General features: G+C 54.3%; 14 protein-coding genes and 3 pseudogenes. 9 read left to right on the top strand and 8 right to left on the bottom strand.

Features of this window, described 5'->3' with window-relative positions:
* Positions 1 to 56 precede the first annotated feature (56 nt).
* The 8 genes and pseudogenes from NMD08_RS03825 to NMD08_RS03860 all read right to left on the bottom strand — a co-directional run bounded on the left by NMD08_RS03825 (position 57) and on the right by NMD08_RS03860 (position 8,817).
* Positions 57 to 1,487, bottom strand: a complete 1,431-nt coding sequence (locus NMD08_RS03825) for a glycoside hydrolase family 32 protein (protein WP_000813683.1) — start codon at positions 1,485 to 1,487, stop codon at positions 57 to 59.
* A pseudogene (locus NMD08_RS03830) lies at positions 1,484 to 2,759 on the bottom strand (MFS transporter). The gene NMD08_RS03825 and the pseudogene NMD08_RS03830 overlap by 4 nt, the downstream one beginning before the upstream one ends.
* A 54-nt stretch (positions 2,760 to 2,813) precedes the next feature.
* Positions 2,814 to 4,939: pseudogene (locus NMD08_RS03835) on the bottom strand (alpha-galactosidase).
* A gap of 93 nt (positions 4,940 to 5,032) precedes the next feature.
* Entirely contained in the window at positions 5,033 to 6,043 is a 1,011-nt protein-coding gene (locus NMD08_RS03840; protein ID WP_000053329.1) for a substrate-binding domain-containing protein, read from the bottom strand.
* A 372-nt stretch (positions 6,044 to 6,415) separates the two neighbouring features.
* Positions 6,416 to 6,582, bottom strand: a pseudogene (locus NMD08_RS03845) (transposase domain-containing protein); the annotation flags it as partial.
* A 137-nt stretch (positions 6,583 to 6,719) separates the two neighbouring features.
* Positions 6,720 to 7,688 (bottom strand): IS5-like element IS903B family transposase, encoded by a 969-nt coding sequence (locus tag NMD08_RS03850; RefSeq protein WP_232582347.1) that lies wholly within the window; start codon positions 7,686 to 7,688, stop codon positions 6,720 to 6,722.
* Positions 7,689 to 7,910: 222 nt separating this feature from the next.
* Positions 7,911 to 8,117 carry an AlpA family transcriptional regulator gene (locus NMD08_RS03855; protein WP_053266270.1) on the bottom strand — a complete coding sequence of 69 codons (207 nt, stop codon included), beginning with the start codon at positions 8,115 to 8,117 and terminating at the stop codon, positions 7,911 to 7,913.
* A 121-nt stretch (positions 8,118 to 8,238) separates the two neighbouring features.
* The gene (locus tag NMD08_RS03860) at positions 8,239 to 8,817 is read right to left on the bottom strand and encodes an inovirus-type Gp2 protein (RefSeq protein ID WP_115799762.1); all 579 of its coding nucleotides are present in this window, start codon (positions 8,815 to 8,817) and stop codon (positions 8,239 to 8,241) included.
* Between the two features lie 287 nt (positions 8,818 to 9,104).
* Between NMD08_RS03860 and NMD08_RS03865 the strand changes: the two genes are divergently transcribed.
* From NMD08_RS03865 to NMD08_RS03905, 9 genes are all read left to right on the top strand, one after another.
* A complete protein-coding gene (locus tag NMD08_RS03865) occupies positions 9,105 to 9,866 on the top strand; it encodes a hypothetical protein (protein WP_127790460.1) in 762 nt (253 codons plus the stop codon).
* 121 nt (positions 9,867 to 9,987) lie between these two features.
* Entirely contained in the window at positions 9,988 to 10,851 is an 864-nt protein-coding gene (locus NMD08_RS03870; protein WP_115799763.1) for a GTPase family protein, read from the top strand.
* A gap of 91 nt (positions 10,852 to 10,942) precedes the next feature.
* The gene (locus tag NMD08_RS03875; protein WP_370619566.1) at positions 10,943 to 11,770 is read left to right on the top strand and encodes a DUF932 domain-containing protein; all 828 of its coding nucleotides are present in this window, start codon (positions 10,943 to 10,945) and stop codon (positions 11,768 to 11,770) included.
* Between the two features lie 226 nt (positions 11,771 to 11,996).
* Entirely contained in the window at positions 11,997 to 12,680 is a 684-nt protein-coding gene (locus NMD08_RS03880; protein WP_045888219.1) for a YafY family protein, read from the top strand.
* Between the two features lie 70 nt (positions 12,681 to 12,750).
* Positions 12,751 to 15,903, top strand: coding sequence for an AIDA repeat-containing protein (locus tag NMD08_RS03885; RefSeq protein WP_049015608.1), 3,153 nt, complete (start codon positions 12,751 to 12,753; stop codon positions 15,901 to 15,903).
* Positions 15,904 to 16,092: 189 nt separating this feature from the next.
* Positions 16,093 to 16,557, top strand: coding sequence for an antirestriction protein (locus NMD08_RS03890; protein WP_025798997.1), 465 nt, complete (start codon positions 16,093 to 16,095; stop codon positions 16,555 to 16,557).
* An 11-nt stretch (positions 16,558 to 16,568) separates the two neighbouring features.
* Positions 16,569 to 17,048, top strand: a complete 480-nt coding sequence (gene radC, locus NMD08_RS03895; RefSeq protein WP_025798999.1) for a DNA repair protein RadC — start codon at positions 16,569 to 16,571, stop codon at positions 17,046 to 17,048.
* 13 nt (positions 17,049 to 17,061) lie between these two features.
* Positions 17,062 to 17,283 (top strand): DUF987 domain-containing protein, encoded by a 222-nt coding sequence (locus NMD08_RS03900; protein ID WP_045888217.1) that lies wholly within the window; start codon positions 17,062 to 17,064, stop codon positions 17,281 to 17,283.
* Between the two features lie 23 nt (positions 17,284 to 17,306).
* Positions 17,307 to 17,666, top strand: coding sequence for a type IV toxin-antitoxin system YeeU family antitoxin (locus NMD08_RS03905; protein ID WP_025799001.1), 360 nt, complete (start codon positions 17,307 to 17,309; stop codon positions 17,664 to 17,666).
* Positions 17,667 to 17,676 lie beyond the last annotated feature (10 nt).

A 17,676-nucleotide genomic window follows, 5' to 3' on the forward strand; every position in this document is an offset into this window, starting at 1 on the left:
TCCTTCATTACGGGTGAACCGAAAGTACTGCCGTCACCGACGGCAGTGGAATTATTTCAGGCCAGCGTCCACAGTGAGCCGTCCGTCAGCACAGCCTCGCCGTGAGCTGCATATAGCGACAACCGGCGGGTTCCGGGCTGCGGGTAAATACGGCTGGACAGGGTGGCATCGCCATCGTTAACGAACACTTCCACCGATGAACGGTCCAGGAAAACCCGTAGCGTCAGATATTCTGCGCCAGGCAGCGCGATACTGCGGTAACCGTCCAGCCCCTCATCCGGGTAGTGACGCCAAAGCACCAGCCGTCCTGCCTGGTTATCCACATACAGCCGGAGCCCGTCTCCCAGGTGGATGCCGTAATGCTCTGCCTGACTGTCGAGGGTATGCCACGTCAGCACCAGTTCCACGGCCTGTGCGTCCTCAGCCAGCAACTGCGTGCCACTGAGCCTTACAGGGTGTAACGGCTGGCACGTCCCGCGAAGGGATTCGGCTTCGCGAACCGGACGCTGACACAGACGACCATGGCGTTCAAAAAGTTCCCTCGGCAGGGTCAGACATCCGGCCCAGGCCTCACGCTTTGTAGGCATCGGGGAGTCCCACATATTCATCCAGGCCATGATGATGCGCCGTCCGTCCTCCGCGACCAGGGACTGCGGGGCATAAAAATCATGACCGTGATCCAGTTCTTCAAATGCCCCGCTCAGGGCAAAGGCGGCCCCCGGCTGCCAGTGACCCGGTAAAACTCCGCTCTGAAAGCGGTTGCGGAACCGGTATCCGCCGGGCGTCATCCCCTGCGGGGAGAACATCAGCCAGTGATGGTCGCCACAGCGGAAAAAGTCCGGACATTCCCACATATAGCTTTCTCCGGCTGCCGACTGCGCTAGAACCCGTTCCTGGCGCCAGTCCCGCAGGGATGTGCCGCGATACAGCAGCACCTGACCGGTGTCAGAGGTATCCCGCGCGCCGATAACCATCCACCAGTATCCCCCTTCCCGCCAGACCTTCGGGTCACGGAAATGCATGATGCCTTCCGGTGGCGTCAGCACGCAGCCCTGCTTCTCAAAGTGAATGCCGTCACGGCTGGTTGCCAGACACTGGACTTCGCGGATGATGCTGTCATCCCCCCGATCCTCCAGACAGAGATGACCGGTGTAGATAAGCGACAGCACGCCGTTGTCGTCCACTGCGCTGCCGGAAAAACAGCCATCCCGGTCATATTCATCACCGGGTGCCAGCGCAACCGGCTCATGCTGCCAGTGCAGCATGTCCGGACTGGTGGCATGTCCCCAGTGCATCGGCCCCTGATGTTCACTTGCCGGATGGTGCTGAAAGAATGCGTGATAGCGACCGCTGAAATAAATAAGCCCGTTCGGATCATTCATCCATCCGGCAGGTGGAGCCAGATGAAAAACCGGGTACCAGGTATCACCACGACGGGCGCGGAGTGTATCAAGTGCAACCTGTGCAGAGGCAAGACGCTGTTTCATAAGCGAACCTCCGTCTGTGCTGTAGCGGTTTCTGCTGACGGGGCAGCCGTTTTACGGGTACTGCTCAGGGTGAAAGCCGATAACACGGTGACCGCAAGGACAATACCGCCCAGAACCAGATAGGTGTTCTGGAACCCCATGCGGTCATACAGGTGACCTGCAAAGGTTGAGAGGAATATCGCCGCCAGTTGTTTGGAGAACTGAAAGCCAATCAGATAAATGGTGGCCGACAGCCGGGTATCAAACACGCCGGTGATATACTTGAACGCACCAACCAGCAGGAATGGGACTTCAAGGGCATGCAGCATTTTCAGGCTCACCACTTCAGTAGCCGTGGTGGCAAAGGCCGACCCTGTGATGCGGATGGTCATAATCAGACCCGCGACAAGCAGTGTGTTTTTGGCACCAATGCGGTTGATTATCCAGGGGAGCAGAACATGATGATGGCATTGCAAATCTCGCCAGCCGTGGTGGCAAAACCAAATGCCCGGATCCCCGCCTGCGGCGTGTCAAAAAATGCACGGAAGAACGTGGCAAACTGCTGGTCAAACACGTCATAGACGCAGGCCACCCCAATCATGTAAAGCACGAACATCCACATCTGACGCATACGAAACAGACTGAACACCATTCCGGCGGAAATCACGGGCGAGTTGGCACCCAGCGCATTCATGACCATCGCTGTCTGACTGGTTCCGGGACGCGCCAGCGCCACCAGAAGGACCAGCAGCAATGCGCAGCCGGACCCCATCCAGAATACCAGGGACGGATCCACGTTGAAAAGCAGCCCTGCCGTGGTGGCACACAGCGCCCAGCCCAGACAGCCGAACATCCGGGCCTTACCGTATTCAAATCCGCTGCTGCGGCTGACACGTTCAATATAGGCTTCGATGGCACCGGCTCCCGCAGAAAAAACGAAGCCGATAAAAATCCCGCCGCTCAGTGCTCCGGCCCAGATGTTGAACCGCAGCAGCGGCGCAAAAACGTACAGAAAGAACGGTGCAAACAGGACCAGCAGCAGGCTGATGATCCACATCAGGTGTTTTTTCAGGCCAAGACGGTCTGAGATGACCCCCAGCAGCGGCTGGAAGCTGATGGCAAACAGGGAGAGGCATGAAAAAACAATCCCGGTATCCGTTTTACTCAGCCCCACAATGTCTGACAGCCAGACGGGCAGAAACGGGAAACAGGTTGCCATGATGAAAAAGTAGAGAAAAAGAACAGACCAAATATCCAGAAATCGGGGTTTTTATGAGTACTGACAGTATTCATTATTGTTATCCTCACGGGACTGAGTGCAGGGAGCCGTGACCGGCTCCGGTCCTTTTATGCCAAACGTTCAAGGGCAATCAGCATGGCGCTTTCCGGATCCAGTACGGGAAGCTGAATACCGGCCTGCGCCAGCCATTCCCCACTGATGTCGGAGGTCTGGTTCATCCAGCCGGGCAGCCTGCGCATGGTATGCCCGCCTTCACCGACCAGCTGAATATCCGGATGGTCAACAACACGAAGCCGGTAACGGGCCTGTGGTGCCAGCCCCGGAAAACGTAGAGCACCCGGCAGGGTGTGATCCGGCATGGCAAGCTGGCTCACCAGGAAGAGCGCCTGCGACTGATCCGGGCTGACCACCCCTGCACCTGTGTCGCCGCATCCGGCATATCCACCCGCCATAGGGTGCCCGTGTGGATAAGCTGCCGCCATTCTTTGTAGAGCGAGGCATAGCGGCGGTAACCGGCGGATTCCTCTTCTCCGGCCGTTACCGGATCCAGCTCCAGTCCCATATGACCGAACAGGGCCGTCAGACCGCGAAAGGCAATGCTGTGCTGCCGGAAGGTGGCATGGCAGCGATGATGACCGATGTGTGCCCCCATAACCTCCGGCGGGAAAAAGTAACTCATGCCACGCTGTATGGTGCAGCGCTCCAGGGCGTCATTGTTGTCAGAAGCCCAGAAGCGGTGCGTGCGGGTCAGAACCTCAAAGTCGATACGTCCACCGCCGGAAGCGCAGGACTCAAACTCAACACGGGGAAAACGTTCGCGCAGGAGATCCAGCAGCCGGTAAAACTGACGGGTCTGCGCGTCCGCCGCCGCCCGACCTTCATGCCCGGCCTGGACCAGCTCGCGGTTCATGTCCCATTTCACATAGTCAACTGGGTGTTCGCCCAGCAGCCATAAACAGCGTTCATAAATGTAAGCAAAGGCCTCAGGAATGTTCAGGTTGAGAACATACTGATGTCTCCCGGTTGGTTGTGTGTACCCCGGCATTGACAGTATCCAGTCAGGATGGCGGCGAAAGAGGTCAGAGTCCGGGTTAATCATTTCCGGTTCCACCCAGATACCGAACTCCATGCCGAGTGATTTCACATGGTTAATCACCGGCATCAGTCCGTCCGGATACTTCTGTTCATCCAGATACCAGTCGCCCAGAGCCGCATGGTCATCATTGCGCCCCTTAAACCAGCCGTCGTCGATAATGAAACGTTCAACGCCAAGCGCTGCCGCACGTCCGGCCATCTGCATGATGTAGTTCGGGTCGTGGTCAAAATAAATACCTTCCCAGGTATTGAGGTGCACCGGACGGGGTTTCTGCTCAGGAAAACGGATGATTTCATCGCGCAGAAAACGGTGGTACTGCTGACTCATACCATTGAGCCCCTCCGGGGAATAGCTGGCGTACAGCCACGGCGTGTACACGGTCTCATCCTTCTTCAGGGCTTTTTCTCCGGGCATCCACAGTGCTTCCGCCTGGAGGTAACGCCGTCCGTCAGTTTTGACCTCACATTTCATGCGATGGTTGCCACTCCAGCCCAGATGTACGGCCCACACCTCGCCCTGCTGTTCTGAGAAACCGGGGGCACCGGCAATCAGTGCCGGAAAATGCTCATGGGACGTGCGGCCCCGGCGGTTCTCCAGCACAAAACCGTCATGTGTGAGACGGACCCTGTGCGGCTGAAACTCACGAGTCCAGCGTCCGTGGAAGGCCATGACTTCCTCTGCCCTTTCAGCCACAGGGAGCGTGATGGCGAAGCGGTTCACCTGCCAGTCCCCTTCACGGAGGTTCGTCAGGGCATGACGCATCTTCAGCACACCGGACGATGTCAGCACCAGTTCACTGACCATGCGCAGACCCGCCACTGCATCCTCACTGGTCAGGGTGAGTGATTCTCCGGCCTGTACCACGCTGATGGTACGGAACACAGGGGACGCATCCAGCCCGTTGCGGTGTCCCTCCAGCCCCGGCGAGCCAAAAAGTCCCGCGCCGTTTTCGGCCATCAGCGTCAGTGGGGTGTCGGTATCCAGACGACCATTCGCAACCGGCCTTTCCAGGCTGATACAATCATCCGGTGAAAAGTGTTTCAGGGTGGATCCCCACCAGACAATCTCTGCATACGGGTGGGTTTTAATAATCAGGTCTGAGTGGGGACTGGTCAGCCTGCGGTACATCGGTTCCATAAGACATCTCCGTTTTCGTGTATGCCTTACTGTTGATCCGAATCGTTTCGGATAGCAACCGAAACGATTCGGATTTGTGAGCGGGATTAAAAATCAGGCGGAGGGAGCAAGCGTTGTCTTGCCAGGATGAAATTCCGGCTGCCAGAGTACTTGTAGCATTTCAGGTGAAACATTCGTGACCAGCTGGCGTATCATGTCGGCAATCTGACGACCGACGCGATGTCGTGTTGACTGAAGAACTGCAGCCACATCCTGTTCAATAATACTGTCCTGCGGCAGACCATCATAAACCACAAGAGAGACGGCATCCTCTCCGGACAGATGACCGGATAACTGCAGCGACATGGCCGCGCCATCACCGATCAGGTCACTGTCGGTAATAATGGCCGTCGGGGGAAGCGGAAGTGACATTAACTCAGTCACTGCCTGGAAACCTGAGCGTCGGGTGGGAGAGACCCGGCGTAGCCAGGTCTCAGGCAGACCATGTTCACTCAGGGCATCGCGCCATCCCTGACGTCGTGCAGTGACATAGGCACGGGAGTTGTCCTCACTCAGCAGGGCAATTCGCTGATGGCCCAGGGCAATCAGGTGCTGTGTGGCCTGCCAGGTTCCTGCATGGTTATCAAAGTCAAACCAGGCACAGGGAAGACCGGACGGCACCTGACCGAGTGCCAGAAACGGAATACCGGCCTCCTGCAGGTGTGTAAGACGCGGGTCATTATCCATCGTGTGCGCCACGATAAGGGCATCAACCCGGCGGCTTTCGACCAGACGCATATAGCTGTGGCTGTCAGCCCGTTCATCATCGGCTATCAGCAGTAAGTCAATATCATGGCGGGCCAGTTCCCGGCTGATACAACTGACCATATCCACAAACACACTACTGCTGAACAGTACAGCATGTTCAGGGAAGACCAGGCCGACCGCATCGGTTTTACCGGTTTTGAGACGTCTTGCCAGGGTATTCGGGCGATAACCACGACGCCGAGCTTCCGCTTCTACACGTGCACGGGTCGAAGCGGAAACGTCCGAAAATCCGCCAAGCGCCCGGCTGACTGTGGTGACAGAGATCCCGAGTTCGGCGGCGATAGCCTTGAGTGACATATTTTCTCCTGCGGATAACTGAACAGCCCTGTCCCTGATGCGGGTGATCCGGGCAACAAACCTGACAGAGACGCCTGCATAAGTGGTCGCGCTGTACCAGTATGAGCCTCCATCATCCTGATTTGTGTATTAACTTTCAATACCGGAGGACGATTTGATTACCGGTTGTTAGCAGGAGTGCGAATATTAGACCGACGGTGGAGATCTAAGACTCAGTGAGCATAGCGATACACTATATTACTGTAATTAAGCCAGTAAACTTCCTGTTCACTGGCTTAAACGCTAATGATGTATGCAGTTGAACAAGCTTTTAAACTAATGATTAATTGATATACTATTATCGTTAGCATTACCCGAACGCCGTATTTACGGTTATTTATTGGTAAGTGCTACGTTCCATGGCAAGAGTTCATCAACAGGTTGGAAGGCCATTCCGGCAAAACTCTCAGTATATGGCGCAGATACCATTCAGACAGCAGGTCCCGCTCAGCCCGTACAGTAGAGCGCCGTTCACTACCGTAATCGCTACCGAAGAACACATTGATTGCCCCTCAATAATCCTGCTGTTAACATCAAAATTGTTGGTCGGGCTCGATTTATTTAATTGTGTAAACAGGGCCTGGCTTTGTTGAATAAATCAGATTTCTGGTAAGTCTCCCCGTAGCGGGTTGTGTTTTCAGGCAATACGCACGCTTTCAGGCATACCTGCTTTCGTCATTTTGTTCAGCGCTCGTACCAGGGCCATAGCCTCCGCAACCTGACCATCGTAGTCACGCAGCGTCAGTGAACCCCCGAACAGCTCTTTTACCCGGTACATCGCCGTTTCCGCTATCGAGCGACGGTTGTAATCTGTTGTCCATTTCCACCGCGCATTACTCCCGGTCATTCGCTGATTAGCCACTGCACGGTTACGGTCTGCATATTCACCGGGCCAGTAACCCGCACCTTTTCGGGGCGGGATAAGCGCGCTGATTTTCTTACGCCGCAGTTCATCGTGACAGAGCCGGGTATCGTAAGCGCCATCGGCGGCGGCTGACCTGATTTTCCGGTGGGTTTGCCGGATTAACCCGGGGAAGGCCTCTGAGTCCGTAACGTTGTTCAGCGACAGGTCAGCGCAGATGATTTCATATGTTTTACTGTCAACGGCGAGATGCAGCTTACGCCAGATACGGCGGCGTTCCTGGCCATGCTTTTTGACTTTCCACTCGCCTTCACCGAAGACCTTCAGCCCGGTGGAATCAATTACCAGGTGTGCGATTTCACCCCGGGTGGGCGTTTTGAAACTGACATTAACCGACTTTGCCCGCCTGCTGACACAGCTGTAATCCGGGCAGCGTAGCGGAACGTTCATCAGAGAAAAAATGGAATCAATAAAGCCCTGCGCAGCGCGCAGGGTCAGCCTGAATACGCGTTTAATGACCAGCACAGTCGTGATGGCAAGGTCAGAATAGCGCTGAGGTCTGCCTCGTGAAGAAGGTGTTGCTGACTCATACCAGGCCTGAATAGCTTCATCATCCAGCCAGAAAGTTATGGAGCCACGGTTGATGAGGGCTTTATTGTAGGTGGGCCAGTTGGTGATTTTGAACTTTTGCTTTGCCACGGAACGGTCTGCGTTGTCGGGAAGATACGTGATCTGATCCTTCAACTCAGCAAAAGTTCGATTTATTCAACAAAGCCGAACAATGCATAAATCAGGTGAAATCCGTTAGAGGTAATTACAGAGCGTGCTTTACTGCATGCTCCCTCCCGCTGATATTGCTACTATGCTGCAACGCTTGTCGCTACGTTTTAAAATACACGAAGCATCTGTTGTAAATACGTTGAAGGGGGCATTATCTTGGCCAAGACAAATATCGTTCCAAAGTAATTAATTACGGGATTCGTAGATACGGTAATATAACCATTCTTCCAGATCGCTTTTTAACCAACGGGAAGCTCTGCCCAATTTAATCGGTTTAGGGAATGCCCCATCCTGTATCAGCTTATAGAACCATTTATCGCTCAGGCCAGTAAGCTGGGTAATGAATTTCATATCAATGAATTGATCTTCAAGTAGTGCAGGTTTTGTATACATGTTGATGTGTTCCGGTTAAAGATGAATAACCGGAGCTGCTAGTAAACCAATCATTACCGTCAGCTCCTCCACATCAATGGCTTCTGTTGTAAAAAAACTTCAGCTTAACGTTTACCTGTCGCTACTCCTTCCTGGGCCTGCCTCTACGGCTTCGTGGTGGTATAGCATTCATACCTGCAATAACCCCTCGTGACTTCTGCTCAGATTTGGCTAAATAACTAATTACGTAACGTAGTTCATCAACTGCTTGCCTATTGCGGTGATCCACTATCGTTCCGGAACTCGCAACGAAATGCTTTTTCTTGGAACACAGATGAAAGAGACCTTCATCGTCAGTCAATCTGCGCCATTCTTCCCCTATCGCACGCGAAGTTGGATAGAATTTCCGATGCTTCTGCCCATCAAGATAAAGCATGGCATGCACATGCAACCCCTTACGCTGTCTGTATTCAATTACCCAGTAGTACCCAATAACCATCTTTCGGCCAATTGCCACGTCCATCAGGTGCTGTATCTCGCCCTCCATCTCATCCATGAGATTACGCTGCGAGCGTTCACTCCCTTGTTTCCAGCCAAAATCCATACGAAAAGCCAGTAAGCGGGAATAACGCTCAAACATTTCATCCAGGTGGTGGTTTATATCTTCGAGAAGAAAACGATGCATAGGGTAATTAGGGTTGGCATTGTAGGGTTCTTTCATGATCTATCCTCAAACTAAACGGGGTTCAATAGATAGATGTGTGATGTATTTTTTATACAGGGATGAGTATTGATTACAGGAGGGGAACGGTTAACTCCGGGTGATAATACTAATTAACCTTAATTCAGTAAGAACTGATGGTTTCAAGGATTCTATCGTAGGTTCACATGGTGGCCTTACACAGGAAGAAATGTGTACGCGAAATCTGAAGTATTGCAGTGCGATCTGGCGCTTTACTGGCCTCTGTGATAGGTTGTTATGCACAATCAACAAAGTGCATAACAGTTATGGTAAAGAGAATTACATTTAACACCGATGATGATTTAACGATTAATTCAATCGACAGGTATGCCGAATCCAATGGCATGTCACGTTCTAAGGTAATATGTGAGTTATTACGGTCCACTGCACCTATTCTTGATTTTGTGACATATCAAAATAGAATTACTCAGGAGGTTGAAAGCAGGCTTTTTAGCATGTTTTATCATGAGGTTCGTCACTTCGAAACGCAGCAGCATAAAGATGACTCTACTTTTAAATATCTTCACTCTCTGTCTGAAAAGCTTATATTCAATGTTCACCCAAATCCTGTTGAAAGCTTTTTCCTTCCGGCAATATCTGAATGGGACTCTTGCAATAGTGGGTTTATGGAGAGAATTGAGAATAAAATTAAATCCTATATGCCCGAGGGTGATTGTATATCACGCTATGTTTATTTGTGCGTAAATAAAAAATCTGGTGAGAAGTTTGGCTATGACCTGATTCAAATAGAAATTCCATTATTTGTTGTTGAGTCTTACTTATTTGACATTCAGTCACTTTGCCATGTTCGAACTGTTGATTTTTGCAATGCAGGAATTGATGAATATATGCGCAGAAAAAAAAGACATCTTAATTCCGCTTATCTTTCATGGATTCCAGTGCTTCCCTTTCAGGAAGGGTTTATTTTTATCGCTGCTTTGCACATCGATAAAGCCTTACCTAATCAGCTATACCCTCCTAAAGCCACCATTAACCTTCCTTACGAGTACTGGAAGTATTTAGGATGATTCAATAGAAAATCATCATTCAAACTATATTCAGATATATATCATTTTCATGAACATACCAGCATAACGGCAGAACTTCGCGGTACTGCCGTTTTTAGTTTTATTTATTGCAGGAGTTGTCATGATTAATCAGCAAGGTTTGCAGCCATTAAACCATTCGCTTTCCGGCCTGCCGCAGTGGGTGTCTGAACGTATATTGCAGCAGATAAATCAGTTAACCCACTACGAACCAGTGATTGGCATTATGGGTAAAACTGGGGCGGGAAAGAGTAGCCTTTGCAATGCTCTGTTTGCCGGTGAGGTGTCGCCGGTCAGCGATGTGGCGGCCTGTACCCGTGAACCTTTGCGATTTCGCCTGCAGGTTGGCGAGCGCTATATGACGTTGGTGGATCTGCCCGGCGTGGGGGAGAGTGGTGCACGCGATACTGAGTATGCGGGGCTGTACCGTGAACAGCTTCCCCGGCTCGACCTGGTTCTGTGGCTGATTAAGGCCGATGACCGGGCGCTGGCGGTGGATGAACATTTTTATCATCAGGTGATTGGAGAGGTATACCGGCATAAGGTGCTGTTTGTTATCAGCCAGTCGGATAAGGCCGAACCCACCAGCGGTGGGGGACCGTTGTCCACGGCGCAGAAGCAGAATATCAGCCGTAAAATCTGTCTGCTGCATGAGCTGTTCCAGCCCGTACATCCGGTGTGTGCCGTGTCGGTCCGTCTTCAGTGGGGACTGCGGGTGATGGCCGAGCGAATGATTAAGTGCCTGCCACGTGAGGCCACCAGCCCGGTGGTGTCGCAACTCCAGTCTTCCTTTCGCACGACGGTAGTCCGGGAACAGGCTCGTAGCGATTTTGGTGAAACCATCGGGGCCGTACTCGATAGCATCAGTGCCTTTCCCCTGATACCCGCCCCGGTACGGGCTGTCATTCAGGCCGTGCGCACCACGGTGGTGTCAGTGGCCCGCGCCGTCTGGGATTTCTTCTTCTGAGTATTTAACCCATCCCTGTTACTTCCCTGCCCCTGTCGCAGATGCGACGGGGATCCCTTTTATTTGTTTTCCCGTTATGAGGAGTCTGCTTATGACCCGTCTGGCTTCGCGCTTTGGCGCAGCAAATCTTATCCGTCGCGACCGCCCGTTAACCCGCGAAGAGCTGTTTCGCGTGGTGCCCAGTGTATTCAGTGAGGACAAACATGAATCCCGTAGTGAACGCTACACCTATATACCCACCATCTCCCTGCTCGACAGCCTACAGCGAGAAGGCTTCCAGCCGTTCTTTGCCTGTCAGACCCGGGTACGCGACCCGGGTCGACGCGAGCACACAAAACACATGCTACGCCTTCGTCGGGAGGGGCAGATTACCGGTAAACAGGTACCAGAAATTATCCTGCTCAACTCCCATGATGGCACCAGTTCGTACCAGATGTTGCCGGGTTTATTTCGTGCGGTTTGTCAGAACGGGCTCGTCTGCGGTGAGTCATTTGGCGAGGTGCGTGTGCCGCACAAAGGCGATGTAGTGAGTCAGGTGATTGAGGGGGCCTATGAAGTGCTGGGCATTTTTGACCGGGTGGAGGAGAAGCTGGATGCCATGCAGTCGTTGCTGTTGCCACCCCCGGCACAGCAGGCACTGGCAAAAGCCGCCCTCACGTACCGGTTCGGTGAAGACCACCAGCCGGTGACTGAATCGCAGATCCTCTCCCCACGTCGCTGGCAGGATGAGAGCAATGACCTGTGGACCACGTACCAGCGTATTCAGGAGAACCTGATTAAGGGCGGTCTCAGTGGGCGTAACGCCAAAGGAGGACGGTCACATACCCGTGCCGTTCGTGGTATTGACGGGGACGTGAAACTTAACCGGGCACTATGGGTGATGGCGGAAGCCCTGCTCAGTGGTTTTCAGCCTGCGTGAGTTCACACTTTGCATCAAATAACATTACAGCAATGTTAATAAATGACACTTCCTGTCATTTCTGGCGGGGATTTTTGCTGGTTAATTCACCGGAAAATGGCGCAGGCCTGACAGATACAGGCTTCAGGCCTTCCTCAAAATAGCCGCTCCCGCAGACATATCCTGTCAACCCCATCCTTTAAAATCGCATGCCTTTCAACCGGTTAACCTTCACGGAGAATACATCATGCCACTGGCAGAGCGCCGCTACGACAGACTGGCGGTCAGGCTGTCGCTGATTATCAGCCGCCTCGTGGCGGGTGAAACGCTGAACATGCAAAAGCTCGCGACCGAGTTTGATGTGTCAGTCCGCACCCTTTACAGGGATTTTCGTGAGCGGCTGATTTATCTGGACCTCGAATGTCATCAGGGCTGCTATCGCCTGCGGTCAGGGGCCGGGCCGCAGGGCGAGCTGGATGTCCTGACTTTTGCCCACCGTACCGGCATCGCCGGTCTCTTTCCGGGGCTGGACCGTCGGCTGGTGAACTTGCTGTTAAACTGCGAGGGTGCTCCCTGCCTGACCGGAGATGCTGTTTCTGCGGGCTCGCCCGCGACCCCGCTGTCCTTTTACCGGCTGGTACAGGCCATTACCACTTGCCAGCGTGTCACGCTGCTGGCTGACGGAAAACGATGCGAAAGATTGTCCCCTTATCGGCTGATTGCGCAGCAGGGCCACTGGTACCTGATTGCGGAGCACAACGACCATCCGGCGGTATTTGCGCTCGGTGATATTCACCTTGTGCAGCCCCTTACCGAGAGTTTCAGACGTAACGAGCGCCTTTACCGTCTGACGGAAGATTTAAGTTTTATCCGGGCACTGCCGCATTTTGGTGTTGTCCTGCAGTCGCTTAACAGCCTGTCTTCACCCTGAGTTTTACTGGTCTGCATCCGTCTGGCGGGTGCGGGCCTTTTTATTATTTACACACAACAAGGTACTAATGATGAAGCGAAACCTGAACACCAGCTACCGGCTGGTATGGAACGAGGTTCTGGGAGCATTTGTTGTTGTCTCAGAGCTGGCAAAAGCCAAAGGAAAGCGCAGTACTGCCGTTCTGGCGCTGGCGGTTGCCGGACTGGTGGCAAGTCCTGCCGCACTGGCTGACGATGCGCCGGGAAACACCCGTACGGTAGCGGCCGGTGAGGTAGTCAATGGTGCGGTGATCGGCAATCACGACTCACAGATCGTTTTCGGTAAGACAAACAACACAGTCATCAACACAGGCCTGGAGTTCGGTGCTGATAATGATGACAACAGCGGTGGTCAGTGGGTACAGACGGGGGGCGTGGCAAACCAGACCACCATTAATAATAGCGGGCTGCAGGGTGTACTGGCTGGCGGCAGCGCCACAGACACCACAGTCAACAGCGGTGGTGGTCAGAGCGTGCATGGTCAAGCTTCAGATACCACGCTTGACGGTGGTACACAGTGGGTACACAGCGGCGGTATTACCTCCGGCACGATCATTAATAAAGACGGGGCTCAGCTGGTAAAAGCTGGAGCGCAGGCTACCGGTAGTGTGGTGAATACCGGAGCACAGGGTGGTCCCGATGCAGAGAACAACGACGGGCAGTGGGTTGCCGGTACCGCAACTGATACCACCATTAATAACGATGGTCGGCAGACTATTGCGACAGGAGGCCTTGCCACCGGCACAGTGATTAAAGCGGGCGGCGACCAGAGTGTGCACGGTTCGGCAAATACGACCCGCCTGGATGGCGGTTATCAGTACGTGCATGCCGGTGCATCTGCAAGTGACACGGTAATCAATGCGGGCGGCTGGCAGGTGGTGAAAAGCGGTGCGACAGCCGACAACACCACAGTTAATGCGGACGGTAAACTGCAGGTGGGTGCCGGAGGCAACGCCACGAACGTTACCCAGAATGCCGGGGGCGCGCTGGTGACGAACACCAGTGCCACCGTCTCCGGGACCAACAGTCTGGGTAACTTCAGTGTTGATGCCGCGAATGCCAGTGCCACTAATGTGCTACTGGAAAATGGCGGGCGTCTTGATGTACTGGGCAACGGCAGCGCCGATACCACTACGGTCAATCAGGGCGGTATTCTGGCTGTAGCGACCGGTGGTAAGGCGCAGAACATCGTGATGCATGACGGCGGTGTGCTAATTGCCGATACCGGCGCAACGGTCAGTGGAACGAACACCTCCGGCGCATTCGGCATTGACGGTGCAACCGGTAAGGCCAGTAACCTGCGTCTTGATAACGGCAGTCAGTTCACTGTACTGGGTAATGGCAGTGCGGATAACACCACCGTCGGGGCTGGCAGTACGCTGAACGTGGCACAGGGTGGAACGCTCACCGGCACCACCTCATTTGGCGACGGTGCATCGCTGACGGGGAGCGCCACCAACAGCGGACAACTGCATTTCAGCACGGGTAACGGACAGGGTGCGGCCATCAGCGGTTCGGTAAGCGGTGAGGGGCAGCTACTCAAGGACGGTGACGGCACCCTGACGGTCAGCAACGGCACGCTGTCCCAGTCACAGGTAAACCTGAATCAGGGTACGCTGGCGCTGAACAATGCCATCATCAACAGCGACATCATTGCGCAGTCCGGTACGCAGGTCCGCCTGACCGGCAACTCGGTGCTGAACGGGGCGATTGACCCGACTGACGTCACCCTCGACAGCGGTGCCAGCTGGAATATTCAGCGTGGTGCAGCGGTGAAATCGGTGCTCGACAACCTGGACAATGCCGGAACCATCAGTTTTGCACCCGCACAGGCAAACAGTCCGTTTGTCCCTGAAACCCTGACGGTGACGAATCTCACGGGCCGTAGCGGCACCATGAATCTGTCCATTCGTCTTGATGACCCGACCTTCCCGACCGATATGCTGGTCATTGACGGCGGGCAGGCAACCGGTAAAACCTGGCTGAACTTCACCAATACCGGTGATGCAGGGCTGGGCCTGGCGACAACTGGCAACGGTATCAAAGTGGTGGATGCGATTAACGGGGCCACCACCGAAGCCGGAGCCTTTGCGCTGGGCCGCAAACTGCAGGCCGGGGCGTACAACTACACCCTGAGCCACGGTAGTGCCGATGAAAACTGGTATCTCTCCAGCGAAGCCGGCTACCGTGCCGAAGTGGCACTGTACTCATCTTTGTTTGCCCAGAGCATGGATTATGACCGTGCGCTGGCCGGGACATACAGCCAGCGCAGCAGTGCGGTGAATGACCAGGGATTCTGGGGGCGTATTCAGGGCGGGCATACCGGGCATGACGGTAACGGCGGCATTGCCCAGGGCGACACCCCGGAAAGCAGTGGCAGCTATGGCTTTATTCAGCTCGGCGGAGACCTGTTCAAACACGACACCGGTACGCTTTCGCTGACCAGTGGACTCTATGGCGCGGCAGGCCAGTCGTCGGTGGATGTGAAAAACGATGACCGCTCTGCGGCAGGCTCCGTGCGTGACACGGTGTACAGCCTCGGCGGGTATCTGACAGCCGTTCAGGATGCCAGCGGGCTGTGGGCCGATGTGGTGGCACAGGGCTCCCGTCACAGCCTGAAGGCAAGCTCAGCGGATAACCGTTTTGAAACTGACGGCACCGGCTGGCTGGCCTCTGTGGAAACCGGTCTGCCGTTTAACATCAGTCAGGGACTGGTGCTGGAGCCACAGCTGCAGTACGTCTGGCAGGGCCTGTCTCTGGATAACGGGCATGACAACGGCGGTTACGTGAACTTTGGTGACGGTAGTGCGCAGCATGTCCGCGCCGGGCTTCGTTTCGGCAGTTCGTCTGAAATGGACTTCGGTCAGGGTACCTCCACGGTTGCGGGTTTGACTGACAGCATGAAGCACAGCACAAGCGAAATGCCGATGAACTGGTGGGTGCGTCCGTCGGTTATCCGCACTTTCAGTTCAGACGGCGATATGAGCATGGGCACTGCGACTGCAGGCAGCAATGTCAGCTTCACCCCGTCTCAGGATGGTACCTCGCTTGACCTGCAGGCGGGTATTGAAGCGCGTGTCCGCCAGAACGTGACGCTGGGTGTACAGGGCGGTTATACCCGCAGCGTCAGCGGCAACAGTGCTGCTGGCTACAACGGTCAGGCAACGCTGAAAGTCGCTTTCTGATAACGCATCTGTCCCATTTACGGGGCATCACATAACCACTCTAGGCCCCTGTTGTTCTCGCAGCAGGGGCCTTTTGCATTCAATCGCAACACCGTTTTCTCTCTTTAGACTCACCCGCTTTATCCCGATTTTTATCAACTACATCACGCCAGCCCCTAGCGGCTGGCTTTTCTATTACGGAGCAACTCCATGACCACACAAACTGATACAGCCCACTCGCCGATGAGTGATTCACACATGTCTACCCTCATTACGGCCAGCCTGGTACCCGATGAACAGCGCCTGGGTTTCTGGCCGCTGCACTTCGGGCGTATCCCGCAGTGGATTTTTATCGAGACCCGTATCTTTGGCTGGATGGACCGCTTCTGTGAAGACTACAGCGGCGGTATCTGGCATTTCCACATACTCAGCAACGGTGGCGCGTTTATGGCCCCCGAAGCTGACATTGATGAGAAATGGAGGCTGCTCAACAACATGAATGGCAATGGCGCAGAAATGAGTGCGGAAGCCGCAGGCATTGCCGTGTGTCTGATTGAGTACAGCCATCACGCCTGTCGTACGGAGTGCGATGCCATGACAGAGCATTATTTCCGACTGCGTGATTACGCCCTACAGCACCCTGAATCCCATGCCATTTTTGCCATCATTGATTAAGGAGTTTTGCTATGGAGAAACAACTGACTCTCTTTACACCGGAACTGCCATTGACCTCGCTGCGCACCATCAAACGAGCCCTGAGTCTGCTTGACCAGCACCTGCGCGAACCGGGTGTGGCGTTTACTTCCACGCAGGCTGCTCGCGACTGGCTCAGGCTGAAGATGGGAACCCTTGAGCGCGAAGAGTTTGTCGTGCTGTACCTCAATAACCAGAACCAGCTGCTTGCCCACGAAATGCTTTTTACCGGCACCCTCAGTCACACTGAAGTTCATCCCCGCGAGGTGGTGAAACGCGCCCTGTACTTTAACGCGGCAGCAGTGATATTTGCCCATAACCACCCATCCGGGGAGGTGAATCCAAGTCAGGCAGACAAAGCCATTACCCAGCGACTGGTACAGGCGTTGATGCTGGTGGAGATCCGGGTGCCCGACCACCTGATTGTCGGCGGCAGGCAGATATTCTCCTTCGCCGAACATGGTCTGCTGTGAGGGGGAAGGGTCAGTGAAAATCATCAGCAAGCGTCAGGCGATGGCGATATACCGCCAGCATCCTCAGTCCAGGTTGTTTCGCTTCTGTACCGGCAAATATAAGTGGTCCGGCAGTATCTGCCACTATGCCGGTCGGGAGGTACAGGACATCAACGGTGTGCTGGCCGTATTTGCTGAACGCCGTCAGGACCGTAACGGTCCCTATGTCGTATTGCGCAGCGTTACCCTGAATTAATTCACATTTAAGGAAGGCTAAAATTGTCGAATAAAATACCGCCTGTAAACCACAATATCGCCGAACCCTGGTGGGGGCTTAAACGCGATATCACACCCTGTTTTGGCGCTCGCCTGGTGCAGGAGGGCAACCGGCTGCACTATCTCGCCGACCGCGCCAGTATCACCGGGCAGTTCAGCGACGCGGATTTACGCCATCTGGACCAGGCATTTCCGCTGCTGCTCAAACAGCTTGAACTGATGCTCACCAGCGGTGAACTCAATCCCCGCCATCAGCACGGCGTCACGCTCTACGCAAAAGGGCTGACCTGCAACGCGGATACACTCGGCAGTTGCGGATATGTCTATATAGCGATTTACCCGACACCTGCAACAACAGAATAAACCTCCCGGC

The sequence above is a fragment of the Citrobacter meridianamericanus genome, assembly GCF_041320245.1.
Lineage (GTDB): Bacteria > Pseudomonadota > Gammaproteobacteria > Enterobacterales > Enterobacteriaceae > Citrobacter > Citrobacter meridianamericanus.